The organism is Lysinibacillus sp. NPDC097214, from assembly GCF_050277945.1.
Lineage (GTDB): Bacteria > Bacillota > Bacilli > Bacillales_A > Planococcaceae > Lysinibacillus > Lysinibacillus xylanilyticus_B.
In genome coordinates this window covers 96,348-114,369 of record NZ_JBNNSS010000009.1, presented here as the reverse complement: position 1 = coordinate 114,369, position 18,022 = coordinate 96,348, and the positions used below count along the sequence as shown (strand labels likewise).

At 32.7% G+C, this 18,022-nt stretch carries 22 protein-coding genes and 2 pseudogenes; 9 read left to right on the top strand and 15 right to left on the bottom strand.

What is annotated here, in order from left to right:
* The first annotated feature begins 348 nt into the window (after positions 1-348).
* Together ACQKMI_RS19170 and ACQKMI_RS19165 are read left to right on the top strand one after the other, a co-directional pair.
* The gene (locus ACQKMI_RS19170) at positions 349-1,359 is read left to right on the top strand and encodes a hypothetical protein (RefSeq protein WP_427491485.1); all 1,011 of its coding nucleotides are present in this window, start codon (positions 349-351) and stop codon (positions 1,357-1,359) included.
* An 82-nt stretch (positions 1,360-1,441) separates the two neighbouring features.
* Entirely contained in the window at positions 1,442-1,681 is a 240-nt protein-coding gene (locus tag ACQKMI_RS19165; RefSeq protein ID WP_427491483.1) for a DNA-binding protein, read from the top strand.
* A 215-nt stretch (positions 1,682-1,896) separates the two neighbouring features.
* On the opposite strand, the gene ACQKMI_RS19160 is transcribed toward ACQKMI_RS19165, so the two are convergent.
* Both ACQKMI_RS19160 and ACQKMI_RS19155 read right to left on the bottom strand, forming a co-directional pair.
* Positions 1,897-2,205, bottom strand: a complete 309-nt coding sequence (locus tag ACQKMI_RS19160; RefSeq protein WP_427491481.1) for a hypothetical protein — start codon at positions 2,203-2,205, stop codon at positions 1,897-1,899.
* Positions 2,206-2,544: 339 nt separating this feature from the next.
* Positions 2,545-2,757 carry a hypothetical protein gene (locus tag ACQKMI_RS19155; protein WP_427491479.1) on the bottom strand — a complete coding sequence of 71 codons (213 nt, stop codon included), beginning with the start codon at positions 2,755-2,757 and terminating at the stop codon, positions 2,545-2,547.
* A gap of 238 nt (positions 2,758-2,995) precedes the next feature.
* Between ACQKMI_RS19155 and ACQKMI_RS19150 the strand changes: the two genes are divergently transcribed.
* Positions 2,996-3,985 (top strand): C45 family autoproteolytic acyltransferase/hydolase, encoded by a 990-nt coding sequence (locus ACQKMI_RS19150; RefSeq protein ID WP_427491477.1) that lies wholly within the window; start codon positions 2,996-2,998, stop codon positions 3,983-3,985.
* 333 nt (positions 3,986-4,318) lie between these two features.
* Here the strand turns inward: ACQKMI_RS19150 and ACQKMI_RS19145 are convergent, their stop codons facing one another.
* The 3 genes and pseudogenes from ACQKMI_RS19145 to ACQKMI_RS19135 form a co-directional block, all read right to left on the bottom strand.
* Positions 4,319-5,107 carry a copper amine oxidase N-terminal domain-containing protein gene (locus tag ACQKMI_RS19145; RefSeq protein WP_427491475.1) on the bottom strand — a complete coding sequence of 263 codons (789 nt, stop codon included), beginning with the start codon at positions 5,105-5,107 and terminating at the stop codon, positions 4,319-4,321.
* Between the two features lie 442 nt (positions 5,108-5,549).
* Positions 5,550-6,272 carry a peptidoglycan recognition protein family protein gene (locus ACQKMI_RS19140; protein WP_427491473.1) on the bottom strand — a complete coding sequence of 241 codons (723 nt, stop codon included), beginning with the start codon at positions 6,270-6,272 and terminating at the stop codon, positions 5,550-5,552.
* 641 nt (positions 6,273-6,913) lie between these two features.
* Positions 6,914-7,627, bottom strand: a pseudogene (locus tag ACQKMI_RS19135) (DUF2278 family protein).
* Positions 7,628-8,593: 966 nt separating this feature from the next.
* Between ACQKMI_RS19135 and ACQKMI_RS19130 the strand changes: the two are divergent.
* Positions 8,594-9,211: a hypothetical protein gene (locus ACQKMI_RS19130; RefSeq protein WP_427491471.1), complete on the top strand. Its 618-nt coding sequence runs from the start codon at positions 8,594-8,596 to the stop codon at positions 9,209-9,211.
* A 739-nt stretch (positions 9,212-9,950) separates the two neighbouring features.
* On the opposite strand, the gene ACQKMI_RS19125 is transcribed toward ACQKMI_RS19130, so the two are convergent.
* Both ACQKMI_RS19125 and ACQKMI_RS19120 read right to left on the bottom strand, forming a co-directional pair.
* Positions 9,951-10,349 carry a hypothetical protein gene (locus ACQKMI_RS19125; RefSeq protein WP_427491469.1) on the bottom strand — a complete coding sequence of 133 codons (399 nt, stop codon included), beginning with the start codon at positions 10,347-10,349 and terminating at the stop codon, positions 9,951-9,953.
* Between the two features lie 2 nt (positions 10,350-10,351).
* Positions 10,352-10,549, bottom strand: coding sequence for a helix-turn-helix transcriptional regulator (locus tag ACQKMI_RS19120; protein ID WP_427491467.1), 198 nt, complete (start codon positions 10,547-10,549; stop codon positions 10,352-10,354).
* 993 nt (positions 10,550-11,542) lie between these two features.
* Here ACQKMI_RS19120 and ACQKMI_RS19115 point away from each other — a divergent pair.
* The gene (locus ACQKMI_RS19115) at positions 11,543-12,115 is read left to right on the top strand and encodes a hypothetical protein (protein ID WP_427491465.1); all 573 of its coding nucleotides are present in this window, start codon (positions 11,543-11,545) and stop codon (positions 12,113-12,115) included.
* An 83-nt stretch (positions 12,116-12,198) separates the two neighbouring features.
* Here ACQKMI_RS19115 and ACQKMI_RS19110 read toward each other — a convergent pair.
* The 3 genes and pseudogenes from ACQKMI_RS19110 to ACQKMI_RS19100 all read right to left on the bottom strand — a co-directional run.
* A pseudogene (locus tag ACQKMI_RS19110) lies at positions 12,199-12,503 on the bottom strand (IS3 family transposase); the annotation flags it as partial.
* 62 nt (positions 12,504-12,565) lie between these two features.
* The gene (locus tag ACQKMI_RS19105) at positions 12,566-12,688 is read right to left on the bottom strand and encodes a hypothetical protein (protein ID WP_427491463.1); all 123 of its coding nucleotides are present in this window, start codon (positions 12,686-12,688) and stop codon (positions 12,566-12,568) included.
* A 118-nt stretch (positions 12,689-12,806) separates the two neighbouring features.
* On the bottom strand, positions 12,807-12,953 hold the full coding sequence (locus ACQKMI_RS19100; protein ID WP_427491615.1) for a DUF3953 domain-containing protein: 147 nt from the start codon (positions 12,951-12,953) through the stop codon (positions 12,807-12,809).
* Between the two features lie 332 nt (positions 12,954-13,285).
* Here ACQKMI_RS19100 and ACQKMI_RS19095 point away from each other — a divergent pair, with 332 nt between their 5' ends.
* The gene (locus ACQKMI_RS19095) at positions 13,286-13,474 is read left to right on the top strand and encodes an RNA polymerase subunit sigma (RefSeq protein WP_427491461.1); all 189 of its coding nucleotides are present in this window, start codon (positions 13,286-13,288) and stop codon (positions 13,472-13,474) included.
* A 117-nt stretch (positions 13,475-13,591) separates the two neighbouring features.
* Here ACQKMI_RS19095 and ACQKMI_RS19090 read toward each other — a convergent pair whose 3' ends face one another.
* Genes ACQKMI_RS19090 through ACQKMI_RS19080 form a run of 3 tightly spaced genes read right to left on the bottom strand, consistent with a single transcriptional unit; the run spans position 13,592 to position 14,916 of the window.
* Complete coding sequence (locus ACQKMI_RS19090) at positions 13,592-13,972, bottom strand: VOC family protein (protein WP_427491459.1); 381 nt, start codon at positions 13,970-13,972, stop codon at positions 13,592-13,594.
* 58 nt (positions 13,973-14,030) lie between these two features.
* Entirely contained in the window at positions 14,031-14,546 is a 516-nt protein-coding gene (locus tag ACQKMI_RS19085) for an SRPBCC domain-containing protein (RefSeq protein ID WP_427491457.1), read from the bottom strand.
* 28 nt (positions 14,547-14,574) lie between these two features.
* Entirely contained in the window at positions 14,575-14,916 is a 342-nt protein-coding gene (locus ACQKMI_RS19080) for an ArsR/SmtB family transcription factor (RefSeq protein WP_427491455.1), read from the bottom strand.
* Between the two features lie 503 nt (positions 14,917-15,419).
* Here ACQKMI_RS19080 and ACQKMI_RS19075 point away from each other — a divergent pair.
* Together ACQKMI_RS19075 and ACQKMI_RS19070 are read left to right on the top strand one after the other, a co-directional pair.
* Positions 15,420-15,584, top strand: a complete 165-nt coding sequence (locus ACQKMI_RS19075) for a hypothetical protein (protein WP_427491453.1) — start codon at positions 15,420-15,422, stop codon at positions 15,582-15,584.
* Positions 15,585-15,680: 96 nt separating this feature from the next.
* Positions 15,681-16,127 (top strand): GNAT family N-acetyltransferase, encoded by a 447-nt coding sequence (locus tag ACQKMI_RS19070; protein ID WP_427491451.1) that lies wholly within the window; start codon positions 15,681-15,683, stop codon positions 16,125-16,127.
* 974 nt (positions 16,128-17,101) lie between these two features.
* Here the strand turns inward: ACQKMI_RS19070 and ACQKMI_RS19065 are convergent.
* Positions 17,102-17,347 carry a hypothetical protein gene (locus ACQKMI_RS19065; RefSeq protein ID WP_427491449.1) on the bottom strand — a complete coding sequence of 82 codons (246 nt, stop codon included), beginning with the start codon at positions 17,345-17,347 and terminating at the stop codon, positions 17,102-17,104.
* 163 nt (positions 17,348-17,510) lie between these two features.
* Between ACQKMI_RS19065 and ACQKMI_RS19060 the strand changes: the two genes are divergently transcribed.
* A complete protein-coding gene (locus ACQKMI_RS19060) occupies positions 17,511-17,711 on the top strand; it encodes a hypothetical protein (protein ID WP_427491447.1) in 201 nt (66 codons plus the stop codon).
* A gap of 89 nt (positions 17,712-17,800) precedes the next feature.
* Here ACQKMI_RS19060 and ACQKMI_RS19055 read toward each other — a convergent pair whose 3' ends face one another.
* Positions 17,801-17,968, bottom strand: a complete 168-nt coding sequence (locus ACQKMI_RS19055) for a hypothetical protein (RefSeq protein WP_427491445.1) — start codon at positions 17,966-17,968, stop codon at positions 17,801-17,803.
* Between the last annotated feature and the right edge of the window lie 54 nt (positions 17,969-18,022).

Genomic DNA, 18,022 nt, shown 5'->3' with positions numbered 1-18,022 from the left:
ACCAAATCTACCAGTTAAGTCACTCAAATGAGTGGCTTTTTTTATCAGAAATACTCGATTTTTATCATGGTAAATAAGCCCTTTAGCAAGGTTTTACGAAGTTGTATAATGCTTCGATTTCATCGATATTCCCTTGCATTCAGAATATTGGTTGCTTTTTTGTTGCTTTGGTTGCTTTGGTTGCTTTTATTTTTAGACAAACGTTCGTATTTTAGCAAAGAATCAATTGAAGTAATACAGCAATGGTCTTCTTGGAGAATTAGATCACTAATCACAGTTGTCTGTTTTTTACATGTACTTTTTACTTAATATTACCTAGAATGGTAATGTCGAGGGAGGTTTATATATATGAAGAAAAAACTAATTTTTAGTGCCGCATTAGTATTAAGTTTAGGATTGGCTGGTTGTGGAAACGACGCTAGCAAGGATGACAAACCAAAAGAGAATGGCGCTAAGACCGAAGAATCGCAAAAAGTACTAGCTAAAACAACAGATGACGTAATTAAACATTTTAAAGATGATGGTCTAGAACTAGGAGAAATTTCAGATTTACCAAATGATGAATTTGGTAACCTCAGAAAAGAAGGTAAACGTCTTTTGATTCCTTCTTTTGGAGATGATTCAGGTGGCCGTTTATTTTTATTTAAAAATGAAGCTAATCTAAAAAGAGCTAAAAGCTATTATGATGAATTAGGAAATTCAGGTCCTATGTTTTATTCTCACACTCACGAAAGTGGACTGTTTTTATTACAAATGAACGGCGATATGGAAGATAATGAATTTGCTAAATATGCGGCTTCACTTGAGACAGCTGTAACAGGTACTACAAACATTGAAATCAAAGAAGAAAGCAAAGCAAATACAGCAGATAATTTAACAGAAGCGAATGTTGGTGATGTAGTGAAAAATGATTTTGCAGGTACATATACAATCACTGATATATATGAAGTACCAAATGAAAAATACAATAATGCAGATGTTGAATTTTCAATCGATGGAATGAAAACAGCTAAACTAGTTGCAGAAAATCCTGAACTAATTGAAACTGCTGCTGAAACAAATGTACTTGTCCTATCCATAACAGGAGAAAATTTATCAGGCGATACTGTTGATTTCCAACCTAATACATCTAAAATGACTACTGACACAAAACGTCAAATCAATTCAAATGTAATGATTTCCTCTTTTGAATCTGAATTTATTGGTAAAGTAATTCAAAAAGGTGAGGTTATCTTTGATTTAGGTGAAGAAGGTTTAGAAGGTGTCAAAGAATTAAAATTTGTATTTGATAGTGCTTCAAAAGATAACAGATTTGTTGGGGAAAAAGTAACAGTAGTTGTACCAGTAAATAAAAAATAAGCCACTCAAAGGAGGTTAACCCCTCCTTCTCAAAAAAATTATATGAAAAAAATGCTTAGTAATATTACTTTGAGGTGAGTAAATGGAATATACATTTAGATCAACTGAAGAACTTCTTGAATTTCTAAATGAAGAATTGTTATCTGCATCCGAAGCAGCTGAGCTGCTGGAAATATCAAAAGCTCGATTGGGGCAGTTAGTAAAAAACGGAAAGTTAAAGGTAGCTAAAGAACAACCTAAAATGTTTTTAAAAAGCATACTGCTAGATAAAAAGGATGAGCTCGAATCACTGCGTAAAAAGTTTAGACCATATGATGAATAAACGCCCAAAGACCAGGTACTCACTTAAATTGAGCGCCTGGTCCTTCCTATACTTTTGATTTAAATCATATTCTATTTCACTTACTTTTTCCCGCCAAAATTTTCACCATAATTCGGAAATTTTGTTTTCCTTTAATTGAACGTTCCTAATAAAAATTTATTCCATACAAGAATCTGAAATACATCATTTGCTTTCATACCATCATCAATAAATTTTTAAAATTTCGCTATTGCTACTTCCAACTTTTCGACGTGAGTCTGTCTTTCATTATCGGATGATGAACTTTGGTTAGCATGATTCTCCACCATTTGCTTCTTTTTATCAATATCTTTTTCTGTTAAATAGCTCTTCTCAAATTCTAAAATAAATTGATAATTATCTATTAAATCTTCCGTCCCTAAAAAAAACGAGTATTTATAGTTCCAGATTTCTTCATACTGCGTTTTAACATGTGCATATAATAATAATGACGTAAGAGCAAATACAATGGCTAGAAACACTGTAAAGGTAAACCGCTTGTTCAATTTAACCCTCCTATATTTCTCAAATGGACATTCCTAGGCTACTCCATATTTTCTTAAATTACGATCTATTTTTATCGTGAATCTTGTGAAAAACAACTTTATTTTTATCATTATAACAAAATTATACAAATACCCCGAAATCATTTTCTTTCATTTTTTCTTCTTAATTTTCCTCACGTAATTGATTCAGTGATTAATAAACTCTATAAATTCCAATAGTATGAACAACCATTTGCAAGATTACATAAAGCCATATATTAATTTAGCCATTCAAACATCACCTCTAAAGGAATAATAAAAAGCCACAACTCATAATGAGTGTGACTTTGAAAATCCTGATTATAATTCTTCTAAATAGATTGTAACGATGATACTTCTTGGACTGTAAGTAAAAGCTCTTTCACTCACGGCCCTGTAATTACCATCAATATTAACTACATCACCAACGTTCGGAATCAAAGCTGATAGAGATTGGTTGATGTCATACGCCATAATTACATCTCCGTGTTGTTCACAAAAATTTATGTTAACCTGTTCTAAATTACTACCCATCTTTTACCACCACCTTCTAGGTTAATCATAGACCGGAAATGGCTGACTGTGTAATAGGATTTTGATACACAATCGGAAAAGAAATCACCAGAATTTAAGGCCCAGGTACTCACTTTCTTATGAGCGCCTGGGCCTTTGTTTGGATTTCTTTATAAAATTATACATAAACAGGGTACACTCTCCCCCTACTGGAGAGTTTATTCTTTTTACATACATATAATAAATGGAGGGAATTACGATGTATCATCCGAGAATAAAAGGAAATTCTTATGAGGCAGGAAAGCACTATGCAGAAATTCTTTACAAAAATGGTTTTAGGTTTCCGCAAGTAACGGAAGAAAAATTAAAATTCGGAGAGTCATGCAAACTTATTCTTACAGATTTTGATCCTAATATTGTGAAAGAGATACAAGGATTTGCTGAAGGTTGTCATTCTTCTTTTGAAGAAGTAAGTTCGTTTCTCTTAAGTATAGGGGTATTCGAATTGGCAGGACAATGTAGTATATTCTCTGCCTTTAACGGAAAAGAAATGTTTATTGGCCGAAATTATGATATGCTCTTTAATCTAAAAAATATTACAGAGTGCTCACTTGTTTGTTTTGATAATAAAAATAAATATCTTGGTCATTCAGATTGCTTTATTGGAAAAGTTGATGGTATAAACGAACACGGTTTATTTGTAGGGATTTCATCGGTTCCTCATGATGGAATTAAACCAGGACTGAATTTTTATTTTGCTGTTAAATACATTTTAGAAAATTGTTGTACGGTTGAAGAAGGAATAGACGTGTTAAAAAGATTTCCGAGTTCGGTCGCAAATAACTATTTGTTAGCAGATCCCCTAGGGAATATGGCAGTTGTAGAGGTTACTCCTGATCGTTATGAAGTACGCCTCCCTACTAATAATTATATTCATTGTACAAACCATCATGAAAGTACATCTTTAACTGAAAGTTGGAATTGGAGCAAATCAAAAGAACGTTTTGAAACGTTAGATACTCGTCTTAAACACAACGTAAATAATATGGATCTTACCATTGCACAATCAATTATGTCGGAAACCAAAGGTCATGTTTGTTTAAATCTAAAAGAACAACGATTTGGTACTCTTTTCTCTGTTATAGCAAACTTAAATACATTAGATATACTTAGAGCCGAAGGTCAACCAAACAGAGCAAAATATAAACAAGATCGACGATTAATAGATGCTGTTTTAAAAGATATCTAATTAAGATATTAATCTTTAATTTGAGATTTCAAAAAATAATGCACCTACAGATCAAATATAGACCGTTTGATAAATAAAACAAAAATCCCAGCTTAAAATTAATTACCGATGAACGCCTCGTCATTGTTTATGACTTAAAAATAATTCTTCAACATGTGTTTGATCCGAATGGAAATACAAAAAAGCCTAGGCTCAAAATTATTAGAGTACTAGGCTTTTCTGTTAGTAGTTGTTGTTGTTGTTTCCATCCCTCTCATTACAATGTATTTTGGATGTTCAATGCAGTCAAATGAAAAAGCTTCCATCCTATGATGAAAGCTTAGTTAGTAAACTCTATGGTCTGTATTCATAAAAATATTCATTTAGAGAACCCACTACCCATTGATTATTTCGCTTTGTAAGTAAAACTTCTTGTGCCAAAGCTCCAAATTTTCCAGGTACAGAAACCTCACGTCTGATACGCATATTCGTGTCTTTTGGATAAGAATACCAATAATAATTGCTTTCTTTGGACATATCCGTAAAGGTTACGTTTCTCATAATAATTAAATTAATCATTTCATCCGTGAAGTATGGCTTTAAATACTGTCTTTTTTGAGCGACGGTTGAAACATTTTTTACTTTTGCGATGGCTTCATCAAGCAGCTTATAGCCATCCTTATAGTACAGTGGTTGAGCAAAAACAGTAACCCCATAAATCCCATACGGGTCTGAATATAAGTTGGCCAACCGTTGACTTTTATCCCAGTATGTACTACCCTCTAATGCATCACCGATATATCTTATAGGTAAAAAAATGCTTCCATTTTCTAAAAGTAACGATACATCCATTTGAAGTTGCTCATTATTGACTTTTAGTATCTTAGAGCCAAGTGTCAGTTTGATCACTTTCTTGTCTTTGATTAAAGTTGCTGTTTTTGTTGCCTTATCCCAACTTACTTCTGCTTGTATCTTTTCACCAACAGCTCGAATAGGTGCGTAAAGTCTTCCGTTTACCACTTTACCATTATAAATCGCATAATCACTTTCACTTGCATATACAGTACTATTCCCTGTACCGAAGTGGATTGTTGCAATCACTACTATTAAACAACAAACTACTAACTTTTTAATTTTTCCCATACTTCATTCAATCCAATCTTTCATCATTATTCTATTAATTGGTATTAATATCAATATCAATTTCATTATACATATTTCATCCAGCGATAACTATTGGTAAATAATTCATGCGTATATTGATACTTCAAAGAGAAAATATTGGAATTCCATATATATCGCGCTCCGAAGTCGTTTGTGGGGCGCAGTTCTCTCTATATCTCTCTACTATTTTGGATTTGATGAATACCAATGGAGGGAACCTTTACCTCTCCATCCTACCTGACAGTTTAACGGTAATTTCATACATTACATTGAAACACTTGCGCCACTTGATACATATTATTAAGTTAGTTTTCTCAAATACCATTAAAAAGTATGATTATTAATTTAAAAATTTTTGATAAATATTGTGCAAATATAAAAAGCCTAGGCTCAAAATGAATTGAGTACCTAGGCTCTGCTGTTAGCTGCTACGCTGTGCAATGATGATTTTTAGTCCTTCATAATCGCCACCTGTCAAAGTTCCTTGATCAAATTTATCTAACCATGACTTATCAATCAGCTTTTTATCTACAGATTGTTTGATGAAATCACGGACTGCTGCTTTTGTAGTTTCGTTTGTAAATCGCATTATGTCATCATCCTTATCTGTTTGTTGTTGTTGATCCAAACCATTTTTAATATCTAACTTGAATTGTTCACTTGTAATTCCCATAGTTTGTAAATACGGAAATGGATCATTATGAGTTGTACCGCCTAAAGTATCTGCGACCCAACGATGCGACTTAATACCATTGTTACTACTATCTAGGACAATAGGTAAACCAGCCTCTTTTGCAAGTTCTCTTAGTAACCAAATGTAAGCAGCATAATCCTTTTTAAATTGTTCCTTATCATTTGTTCGAGCCAACTCTACTTGTGCATAGCTAAATGGATTACCTTTAGGACCACAGCCATATTGCACACGATTAACTGGCGCGACTTGCACGATCCGTCCACCACCGCCTACCCAGTGAGAAGTAAAGGCAATGGCTTTATTTTGTTCCATAAATGCTAGTTCGTTTTCCAAAGCATTCGGTCCATAATTATTCGGATTGCCAGATTCATGAGCAATAACATATTTAACTGCAGTTAAAGCTAAGTTTGGCAATCCTGACATTAACTTTTTTTCTATAATATAAGTCATTTTCTCATTTCCCCTCTCGTCGGATTAAGCCTCTGAAAATATCAATAAATGGATCTATACTCTTGTCATCATCAGTCAAGCAATTTCAAAAATCGCTTTCGTACTACTACGGAACTTTATCTTATTAATCAATTATATTGACACTTAAAAATTAACGCTAAAATATATTTATTAGCTTTGTACTATCTGATTTTAAAAAACGTTGTAACTATTCAATCATATCCTCATCCTCATTTTATTAATTGCAAAATAAAATCTCTCCACAGATATCTATGGAAGGCATAAAAAATAACGCTAGCTTATGCTGCGTTTACTTGTTTTCGTTATGTTGTTTCTCCATTTATACAACTCAATACAACCACTTTTAAAATTGTTGATATTTGGTACTTGATCTAATGGATACGTACCTTTATCTATCAATTCTACCCATATGATCACTACCCCACTAGTATCATTGAACATATTACATAACACCCCAACCAGTAGAGATAATTCACATGTTTTTTATTGTGCAAATATAAAAAGCCCAGGCTCAAAATTTAATTGAGTTTCTGGGCTTACGAAAAGAATAATATTAATTTTGTTCATAATTTGATTCAACATTGCTAAATCATCATCGCCCATCTAAGTGTTCTTCGCATTCAAATTTCTATTGCTGATTTTCTATTGGTATGGTTACATACACTAACCGGCTTTGTAGCATGCCCATGGTCATCTGTACACCACGACTGCGATTGGAATGCAAGGAATATACCAACCCATCTGTTTTCATCCTTAAAATGAATGAGTACACCACCATCTTGCCAGATCCCGTCATCTTTCCTAAAATCCCTACTATTTCCTTGATTCATATGAATATCATGAATGCCTCTACCTGGAGAAAAGCCGAAATATTTATCTACTTTATCTTCAGTTTTAAATTTTTCTCCGTATGCGTAAACTGTAGCTTTTTTAGTCATAGCTTCTTGCATATATTTATTCACTTTCTCATTTAAGTCATTGTCTGGCCCATTTTCCGTTGCAGGGAGAGGAATCATTTTTGAGGGATCAAATAAGCCACCACGAATATAATCTAATGCAATTTCACGATTTTCACTAGTTACTTATGTAAATCCTTCTTCGAAATTAGGAATAATTGTTATTTGATTCGAGTTAAAATTTTCGCTCACAAAATACAGAACTTCTGATGGTTTTACCTTAGACGCAACATTAATGGCAATCCTATAATTCTCCTCACTTTTGTCCTTCTTTGTTGCCCGAATATGCACTTCGTAATGAGGGGTTTTGTCAAATGAATCCACAGGTCTCACGTCAACAACTTTACCTTTTAACACTCCGTACTTGAATAAGGGCATAGAACTATAACCTCCAATTTAATAGATTTTTTCCATTCTTATCTCACTAAGTGCTGAAAAGTAACCCATTAACTAAAATCTTCATCTTTGATTAACGTATGGAAGTACCTAGTCTCAGTCATTTTTTACTTTACTAATTTTTTCACTTACTCCATACTTATTCTATCATTCCTAAAAATGGAACTTCAATCATTTATTCACGTCAAATTTCGACGTCCTCACCGCCACTTCGTTCATTCCATTGTTCTTGAGTTCATTCTAGGATGCATTGTTGACGCAGTGATTGACATTTTTACTGGTGAAAATATTCATTTCCAGTCAAGCTTTGTAAATCACTTAATAAGAGCAAAATAAATGCTGAAAAATTTGTTGATTTTTCCTGTTTTTTGTTTTATATTTACAATATCCATGTGCTGTTTAACAGGTAACTGTTAGGCAGCTTTTTTATTGCCAGCATACAATAATAAATTGGTACACCAATGCTATAATAATCAACCCACATATCACTTAATATTTTTGATCTCGGCCACCCTCTGGACCCCCACTTTTAACAATCATTGACGATAACTTTTTCATTTTGAACATTTGGCACCTTTTACTGTTACAGGCAGCTAATGACCCTCCCCACTTCCATATCATCAATTTAACATGCTTCTAAACTACGAATAATGTCATATACTCGTACACTCACTACTATAATCTTCTATGATCAATTTAACTTTCACTGCACCGATAGCTGCTTGATTATTTTCATGAAATCCCAATATATAAAATCTTCACTCTATCCATCTTGGCAGCCGCTACGTGATCGTGTTTAGCGATCTAGTATGTAGCCCGGCTCCTTTTTCAGTCCAGAAATATAAAAAAATGCATATTATAGGCTTTCCTCATTTTAATGAATTGCTTTGAATTGTTGTGAATACAGTGGTTTTCAAAGACGTTAATTTATATAAGGAGCTGTTATGAATGTCTTCAAAAAAAGTATCTATCGGTCTTACACAATTTACAGACTTTACTTTCAAAGGCGTTACTGGTAAAACCTCAATGGTGAGACAAATAAAATATCAAGATGAATACAATCCAGCTTTTGATTACTGGAAACCTTTACGGGATGGTATTCGAAAATTTCACGAGAAAGAATTTAGTAACGATTACCTGCTTGCTCTTGCTAACAATGCTTCACAAGCTAAACAAAAAAATTACATGGAAGCAGTCAAAGCACATTTAAAATTTATTAAAAATAAAGACATTGAATGGTTTGAACCTGGCAAATCCAATTGGTATAGCGACTATTTAACTGTTCGGTCATCACCAGAACTTGGATTAAAGATTGATGGTGTTCCACACTTAATCAAGTTATATTTCAAAGGGAAGGACGAACGAATTGATAAAAATAAATGCCGCTCATCTTTAACATTATTAAATCAATCAGATTTCACCATTGAGCATTCTCCTACTATAAAACCTGCTATATTAAACGTCCAAAAAGGACGATTGATTTCAGATGAACCCTCTACTGAAGATCATCTAATTGCACTTGAATCTGAAGCAGCACAATTTATGGTCATCTGGAACAAAATTTAATGAAGTTCTAATCATTTTGGTTCATTCATTTTCAGTACAGTGAGTGCTTGGCATATCCCAAAAGAAGGTCACTCTTAAATGAGTGGCCATTTTTGTACCTACCTTTCTATTCTTTTATCAAGGATTGATAAATATAGGTTGTTTCAATACATCAAGCAACTTAATCTCATGAGGATTTGTTGAATGCTCAAATTGTATCAAACAATATTTCTCTGATGCTAAAACAATTGAGGATATCGGTTATAAGGGATATATTTCAATGCCAGATTCACTTACAATATTAAAATGGGTTATAGTATCATTTTATCTAAGTTAATGGATTGCCCATGCCCAATCGGTATTACTTGATCCAATGAAACGTTTTACTTCTTCGGATATATGGAAAACGAATTCAGGTCGTCCAATAGAACTGGAATTAAGTTTGTGTGGTCACATAATTAAATTAATAGGTGTGCCGTTTATGAAGTAAGTAGAATTTCATTCATACAATTCCTGCATATTAAGTTTATATAACAACTAAAAAAGGAAGTAATAACAAAGGACAAATCCTTGTCGTTACTACCTTTTAGTTTGAATCACGAGATATTGTATATACAGAATTTTATACATCGTTGGTTTGTCAGCGTTTTTGGGCTGCTTTACGAGCTGTAGCGTGTATAAAATCTTGCATATGATTATGCCTAAAGAACTTACTGTTCCCATTTCCTGAATAAGGGTTTCCTTGTTTCAAAAACCTTTATTAATATTTTTTAGTATAAATAATCATTGTAGCCGGAATTGATACAACCATTACGGAAAATATAATAATTAAAAGTTGAACTCCACTCAAAATCCAAATATCCGAACTAATAAGTGAATATAAAACAAACAACATGATAAATAATACAAAATAATTTATATACATAGCTCTACCAACAATTTTTTCAGAACGTTCATCATTCGGAAATATATGGGGAGCCACATATGCAAGCATAATTTGGCCAATTCCAATCGCTAATAATATATAACTTTCAGAAAAATAATTAGATGTGATCGCTGGAATGTTTATGTATATACCTATTACTGTACAAATAATACCCGAAAATAAATATGCGATACGACTGTTCCTACTAGTATTTAAAAATAAATTTTTTTTCATAGCTAATTCTCCTCATAAATAAAGACATTTTCAATCTGGCAATTGAATAATTGAGCCAACTTAAAAGCAAGAATAATTGAAGGACTAAAGCGTCCTTTCTCCAAAGATATAATAGTTTGTCTAGAAACACCTATTTCCTTAGCTAAATCTTCTTGGGTTAAATCAAATTGTTCCCTAAATTGTTTAATATTATTTTTCAACTAAACCCCTCTTTATAATGTGAATTTCATTTTAACGTAAAGTATACTTTACATTTACGTCAAAAATCAAGAAAAGTATATAGTATTATTGCTGCAAATAAAAAGCTATCGCTTTGAATAAAGATTGATCAAAACGATAGCTTTCTTTTATTTATAATGATTGTTTTTTATAAAAAAGTTTGACCAAAGTTAAATACAAATGTTGATATAACAGTATTTACTTGATTTTTACGCTCAAAACGGTGCGACTTTATTTTAAACAGTACAACTTTATTTTATATCGACAGTAGTAGGTGATTTTAATGATTTTATCAAGTTTTGTTCAATTTATAACAAAACTTGATTTTGAATCTTTAATAGACTAGTGGCCGCAGGATCTCTAAAGAATTTTATGAGTACATTAATACCTCTATAGAGGTCTAGTTTTACTAGACTTCCTTTTCTTTCTTATTAGTATCATCACTAATATCAAACACAATCTCCCACCAATTGTCACACACCTAAATACCTGCAACATAATTGTTCAAAATAGCAATAGTTCCTTATTACAATTCCGAAGATTCATATATTAGAAAGTAGTAGATAATTTTCTGATTTTTATCAATTTTTGTTCAATTACTGACAAAAGTTGATTTTGAAACATTTATAGCTAATGGTATGCTATTATCATACCCGGGTAAAAGCAAGAGCAGAACTAAATAAATTAAGTGGTATCTTTGACTACGATACACTGAAACAAGTATCCATAATGGTATTATTGCTACAGGAACTGCAGTATTAAGTTCATTTGCAGGTAATACAAAAGCTAAAATTGTAACAGATGCACTAAAAAAATCTAGTAAAGGTTCTTTTAACGTAAAAGTTACTTATGTATTTACACTTCCATTAAAATCTATATATATGTAATATTAATATTTTTAAAAAGGAGAATACAATGAAAAAAATACTATCTTATGGCTTAGTAAGTACCTTGGCACTGTCTTTAGTTTCCCTATGTCAGCACACGCTGACACAAAAATAAACCAAGAAGAAATTACTTATCAGGGAGAAAATAATGAATTTGTAAATCTCTCCGAAACCGATTTAAATGAGTTGCAAAAATCCGTTAAAATAAATGAAAATGGACATATACATCTCGAAAATGTACCATCAGATCAATACCAAAAATACGGCCTGCAATATCTTGAAGAACATTTCAATCTATTAAACGAACAAGTTGATAATGGACAAATTATCATTAATCAAGATTTATCTATTACAGATTTAACTGTTAAAGCTAGAGCTGTTTATGGTGAATGGACAAATCATTGGTGGGGTTATGATAGAAATTTTGGTAAAATAGCCGCTGAAAAATACGCAAAAGAGTGTAATAAAGTAGCAACAAAGTTAGCTATAGGAGTTGCTCTAACTGCACCTTTTTATTGGGTATCAGCAGGTATTGCTCTAAGTTCAGGATATTACTTTTTACTAGAATCAGCTGTTAACGAAGCCAATGCAAAAAGCAATAGAGGAGTAGAAGTTAAAATCTATTGGACAAGAAATTACTCAGTTAAACCTTTATACTAAAAAGATGAAAGATTATATTTTTTAAAAATTAGCCAACATCCCTTTTTAAAGTGTACCCTATGTAAAGAACATTTTGAAAAAAGCTAGGAAACCTTTTGAAGCTGCTGTCTGTATTTTGCAGGCGGCAGCTTTTTCAAGTTCCAATGCCCTCGATAATGATTTTAATACATCATATAACTTTTCACTTCTCGTTTTACTTCTTCTAATGTTTCGCACGTTTTCAAATTGGTTTCATCTTTAAAATAACCGAAGAAGAATTCTTGAGGTCGTTATCCCAACAGTGTCCTCGGCGTGACATAGATTGCCCTAGTCCCATTTTCTTCACAAGTTTCTGGATTTTTGGATTCGTATAATGGAATCCCTGATCTGAATGGATAAATACATCTTTCGTTAATAGATGGTGATATCGCTTCAATTTAGCACGATATCCATACTTAATGAAGCAGATACTTAATACGCTAAAATTCCGTTTATCTCAGCGTCCTTAATCGTTGATAAATATGCGTTTGCCGTTTCCGTACGGTGAATAGGTTTTAAGTTATACGTAAACCCATATTGATTTTCTAATGTCATCAAATGTACCCTATAGGATAGACTTTTTTCAAAGTTCTATCTTATAGGGTACAGTTTATATTTGATGAAAGCTTTGTTCCCGTAACATTTTTTAAATAGCTAACTTTTACACACACATTTAGCTAGACATGTATAGAAAACTTTGAATTGTCACATATACCGAAAATAAAAATACCCCTATTAGAAGCCAGCCATAAAATTTTCTCTCACTCTGAAATTCTTTTATCCCTAAAGTTAACATAAATAACCCTAAGAATAATATCATTAAATAATTCAGCTGGTAATCCTTTGTTATAAGTCCATAAGCTGATAGAGAGACTGTTAAGATTGAAAAAACAATTTGTAAAATTTTCAGCAAAACTTTTCACCCCTCTTTTTAACTGCATTTCTTAAAATAAGTCTATTTTTATCATACAACAAACAAAAAGCTTATGGATATCAATACCAATTATTAGCCTTTCAATTTTAGAGACGAAGTTATGTCGTCTGTCCTAGAATGAAAAATTTACCCTATTGCACTACCTCCGTAAAGCAATGAAAAACGTTGTACCTTTTTTATGTTACTATTTACATAGGATGTATAAAGAGGTGATTTAAATGCCATTTGTAAGAAAATACATATATATTATTAATTTCATAACATTATTTTTATTTAAAACGATTTGGAATTATTTCAGAAATGGTAATTGGGCTTTATTTGATAGTTTTTTCTATGCCTTATTGTTTGTATTGTTTTATGCTTTCGCAACTTGGGCTTGGGATAGTAAAAAGTATGAAAAAAAATAGCAATTGATTTGAGCCTCCAATGCTATCTAATATAAGTACATATCCATCTTTTGACCGCCGCAAATCAAACATGCAAAAGGCGATGCTTGTATCCATGCATCGCCCTAGTAAATAAATCTATTTCGTTTCCATTACTGCATAGTAATTATTTTCATTATCCGCAAAATTAAATACCTTACCTGAAGGCATATTTACAATTTCTCCGACAGTAACGTTTTTGTTTAATAAGTCGTTATATAATTTATCGAAATCTTTTGAGGAAAACATTAAAGAAGGTGCACCAAGATTTAACTCAGGTGACATTTTCGCAATTAACTCCTTATTATGGAGAATAATACTTGTCTCAGCTTCTTTAGTTGGAGCGATCTCAATCCATCTCATTCCTTGACCATTATCTTCTTCTGAAATTACACTAAATCCTACTTTATCTGTCCAAAACTCTTTTGCTTCATCTTGGTTATTTACGTACAACATAATTTGACCGATTTTACTAATCATTGATTTTTACACTCCTCAAAAAAGATATTACTTCATTAAACTTTACTTGCCTTCACTATTACTTCAGTGACTCCACAAACTCACTCAAACGGTCCCAAGTTTCTGTGATACCTTGTAACATGCCCATATCCATAACTGTCTTTAGTGCCTCGGCAGACACATATTCTGCGCGGTTTATCAGCTTAGTCTTTCCATCTAAATCGACGAATTCCAAAGTAATCGCGGTCGATGGCATGGCGTCATTCGAATTTCCTTCAGCGTCCGAAAAGAAATCGGTATAGCTAATTTTCTCTGGCTCGATAATCTCCTTATAAACCCCTTTTCCCCATGCTTCCATACCGAAAAAATCACCTAGGTTTTGATCAACGCATTTCATACAGTAGTGCCAAACGCCACCTGGACGGAAATCAACGGTACATACAGGGATTTCCCATCCCTTAGGCCCCCACCAGCGTTTCAGATGCTCCGGTTCTTTAAACATCTTAAATACTAAATCGCGTGGTGCATCAAAAACGCGCTCCAGTATAAGTACACGATCGTTTTCTACTCTCGATACCATTTCATTGTTTGACATTATAATTCCTCCTTGATCAAGAAATGTTTTATTTATCTTTGTACTGCAATTCCTTTAAATAGGCATCTAAATGATCATATCTTTCTTGCATTACACTCTGGAAGGACTGTATCCAAGAATCCAGCGCTTGGAATGGCTCGGGCCGGAGTTTATAGATTCGACGGTTAGCTTCAGCCTGCACTTCGACAATCCCGTTGTCGCTCAGTACTTTTAGATGCTTTGAAGTTTGAGGCTGCCTCAACCCTAGTTGGTCGGCAATCTCACCCACGGTTAGAGGACCCTGGCGAAGGAGTTCGACGATATTCATACGATTTGGTTCAGACAAAGCGCTCAACGTCGTTATGTTTACGCCTGGAGTTTTCCCTGACATGTCACTCACCTCGTAAAATGATAGTGCCGGTAAAAAACTTCTACAACAGCACAGGTATTATTATTCCTGATAATCATAATATACTCAAAAAGGAATATTCCCGTCAAGGAATATTGATTGTATATGAATTTTTTCTATTCGTACATTAAAACGAGAAAGTAAATGTTATTGGGTGATAATAGCAAGGATTTTATCCTCATTTTCTTATCTAATTTACGAAAGTGAACTCGTCTAAAAATGATGTGTGATACGTTTATCATAAAATTTGAATGTGAATAAATGGGTGTACAAAAACATTTGGTTGTATTCAACGTGAATTTTTTTAGCTTGTACTATATTCTTCGAGCAAAGAGGCGTGATGATCCTAAGTTTTTCATTCTGGTGATGTAGAATCATTAAAGATGCAATGTAGATGTAATGTTTTTTCTAAAATGAACTCTTCGTTCGATATAATTAAACTAAATTTTACTAAAGGTGGGGTTGAATTGAAATTCCTTGATGTAATGACTGCAATTATTTTAGGTTTTTTTACAGGTGTTTTACTTAGTGATGGCGGAATAAAACTTCACGAAAGTGGAATCCATATTTTATTAGGTTGCATTTTTTGGTTGTTAACTTTTATTTATTTGCGTATGCCAAAACCTTCTAGAGAATATAAAGAGAAATAGTATACTTCTTTCTTCTTTTTGAGGTAAACGCAGATTGATTGAACACTAAAAATCCTTAAATGTAGTAAATAAAAAGGATTTATCGGAGGGATTACCGTGATAATTAGGAGTGCAAAAGTTCAAGACTGTCACTTATTAAGCAATTTAGCCTATCAGTCAAAAGCCTACTGGGGATATACAGAAGATTTTCTGCAACAATGTAAAGATGATTGGACAGTAACAAAAGAGTCCATAGAAGAAAATCCAGTTTTCGTCATGGAGAGCGTCAACAAAATCGTAGCATTTTACAGCTTTACTATTAATGAAATTAAATTAGATGCATTATTCATAGACCCTGATTATATCGGCAAAGGATTCGGGAGAATGATATGGGACCATTTATTGAATACAGCAAAGGAGTTAGGAATAAGTGAGTTTACCCTTGATAGTGAGCCTAACGCAGAAGGTTTTTATTTAAAAATGGGAGCAAAGAAAATAGGCTCTACCCCATCTACTTTGTTTCCCGACCGCCATCTTCCTCTTATGAAAGTTAAAGTGTATTGAGTATTATTACATTTTTGGTACTAGCTAATTAACAATCGTAAAAAAATTCTTTAACATAAACCAAATACAATCAATAAAGCGTATTCGACCTTTCCGAATACGCTTCTATTTTTCTAATGGCGAATAAATAAAAATTGCCGCATTATTTAATTAACCTTCGCCACTTCCAACTTCCTTTTATGTAAATAATTAGAATAAAATAAAATGATCAATATTAGACCTACGATAAATGAAAAGTTCCCTATTTTCAGAAAAACTAAATTTGTATAATTGTCTAACGGAGTCAGTTGAAAAATAAAATATAGCGTCAAAGGGATTCCAACTAAAGAAACCAATAATATATTTTTATTTTTCCAATAACCAAATAGAGTTTTTATGAAATAGGTGAAAAAAATCCAAAGACTAAAAACGATTAAAGCATGAGATATTCGATCAGCTATTTGTCCCGTAAGTACAGTTAAAAAAAGAATAAAAAACACGACTAACGAAATAAAAGGAGCAAAGACAATTAACATATCCATTCTTTTAATGGGTAAACATAATTTTGAATCAGCTACCAATGAAAATGATGCTCTCTGTAAATACAAAAATATACAAGCAATCATTATCAATCCTAAATATAACATGATAATACCTTCCTTTTGCCATTTATCCTAATAAAGGAAAAAGACTTTTCTTAAAATCATAGAATATTATACTAAAATACAGAACCTTATACGACAATTTTTGCAACAATACCCTGTCATTTTCCTAATAGAATGCTGCTCTCTATTTTGCACTTTGCGTAGTGTAATTTCGTTGATACATATGCAATTAATACTGAAGAACTTAGTATTCGTTCATTTCAGCTGTTAGAAAAAACCCTTCACAGATGTGTGAAAGGCTTACTCTTAAAAAGCTATTTGAAATATACCTAATGTTATGGTCTTGCAATATTTCACTCATAAAGGAGAAAAAGAACCCCTTCCCTTTTTTTAGTGAACAGCCTTTTTATTGATTAGCTTAACACTACCAAAAGCAATTACCAACGCGATTAAAGATATTACAAGTGGCGGAATAGAGCTTGTATTTCCAAACACCACTTGCGATGGTAAATTCGAAGTCACTTCCCATTGGTTACTACTAGGCGTATAAAACATTGTTAATAGCATACCTGACAGCACTTGCAGAACTAAAAATGCTACCGCGAAAGACCCTGCAAATAATAGGTATTTTTTCAAGCAAACCCCTCCCCTCTTTATTAATACTACGGCTTGGGTTTAAATAAGTTTCACATAACCCTATAGAAATTATTCTGTATAGGCATCCTCGCACTTTAGCGTCAATAACACATCGTCTTTTTTTATGTTACAATTTACACATATTACATACTGAGGTGATTTTATGGAAAACAACAAATTGATTTGTAAGGCTTGTGGTAATGATTCATTTTCCGAAGGTAAGCTTGATGGTTATGCTGCTTTAAAACCAGTTGATAAAATTTTTTCTAATGGTTCTCCACTTATATTTACTCTGTGTCAAAATTGTGGAGAAGTAGCTTCAATTAAGGCTGAAAAACCCCATAAGTTCACTAGTTCCATATAGTTTTGTTCAGGGTCACTTGATAGTGACATATGACAATAAAATACCACAATCCAAAGATTGTGGTAGAAAATAAAATGAGTTCTTCCTTATTATTTATTACGTTTTGAGGAAGTGTTTTGTTGTTTTTCATGCTTAGCATTGTTCATTTGCCCTTTAGTTTGATCATTTTCTTCACGTACATCTAGATCGTCCGGGCTTAAATCTGCTCCAAATTCTACTTGTTCTTCTTCACTATTATTGCGCTTTTTGTTTGTCAAAAATATCACCTCCGATATATAAATTATCCATTTTGGATCAAATTATACTTGTAG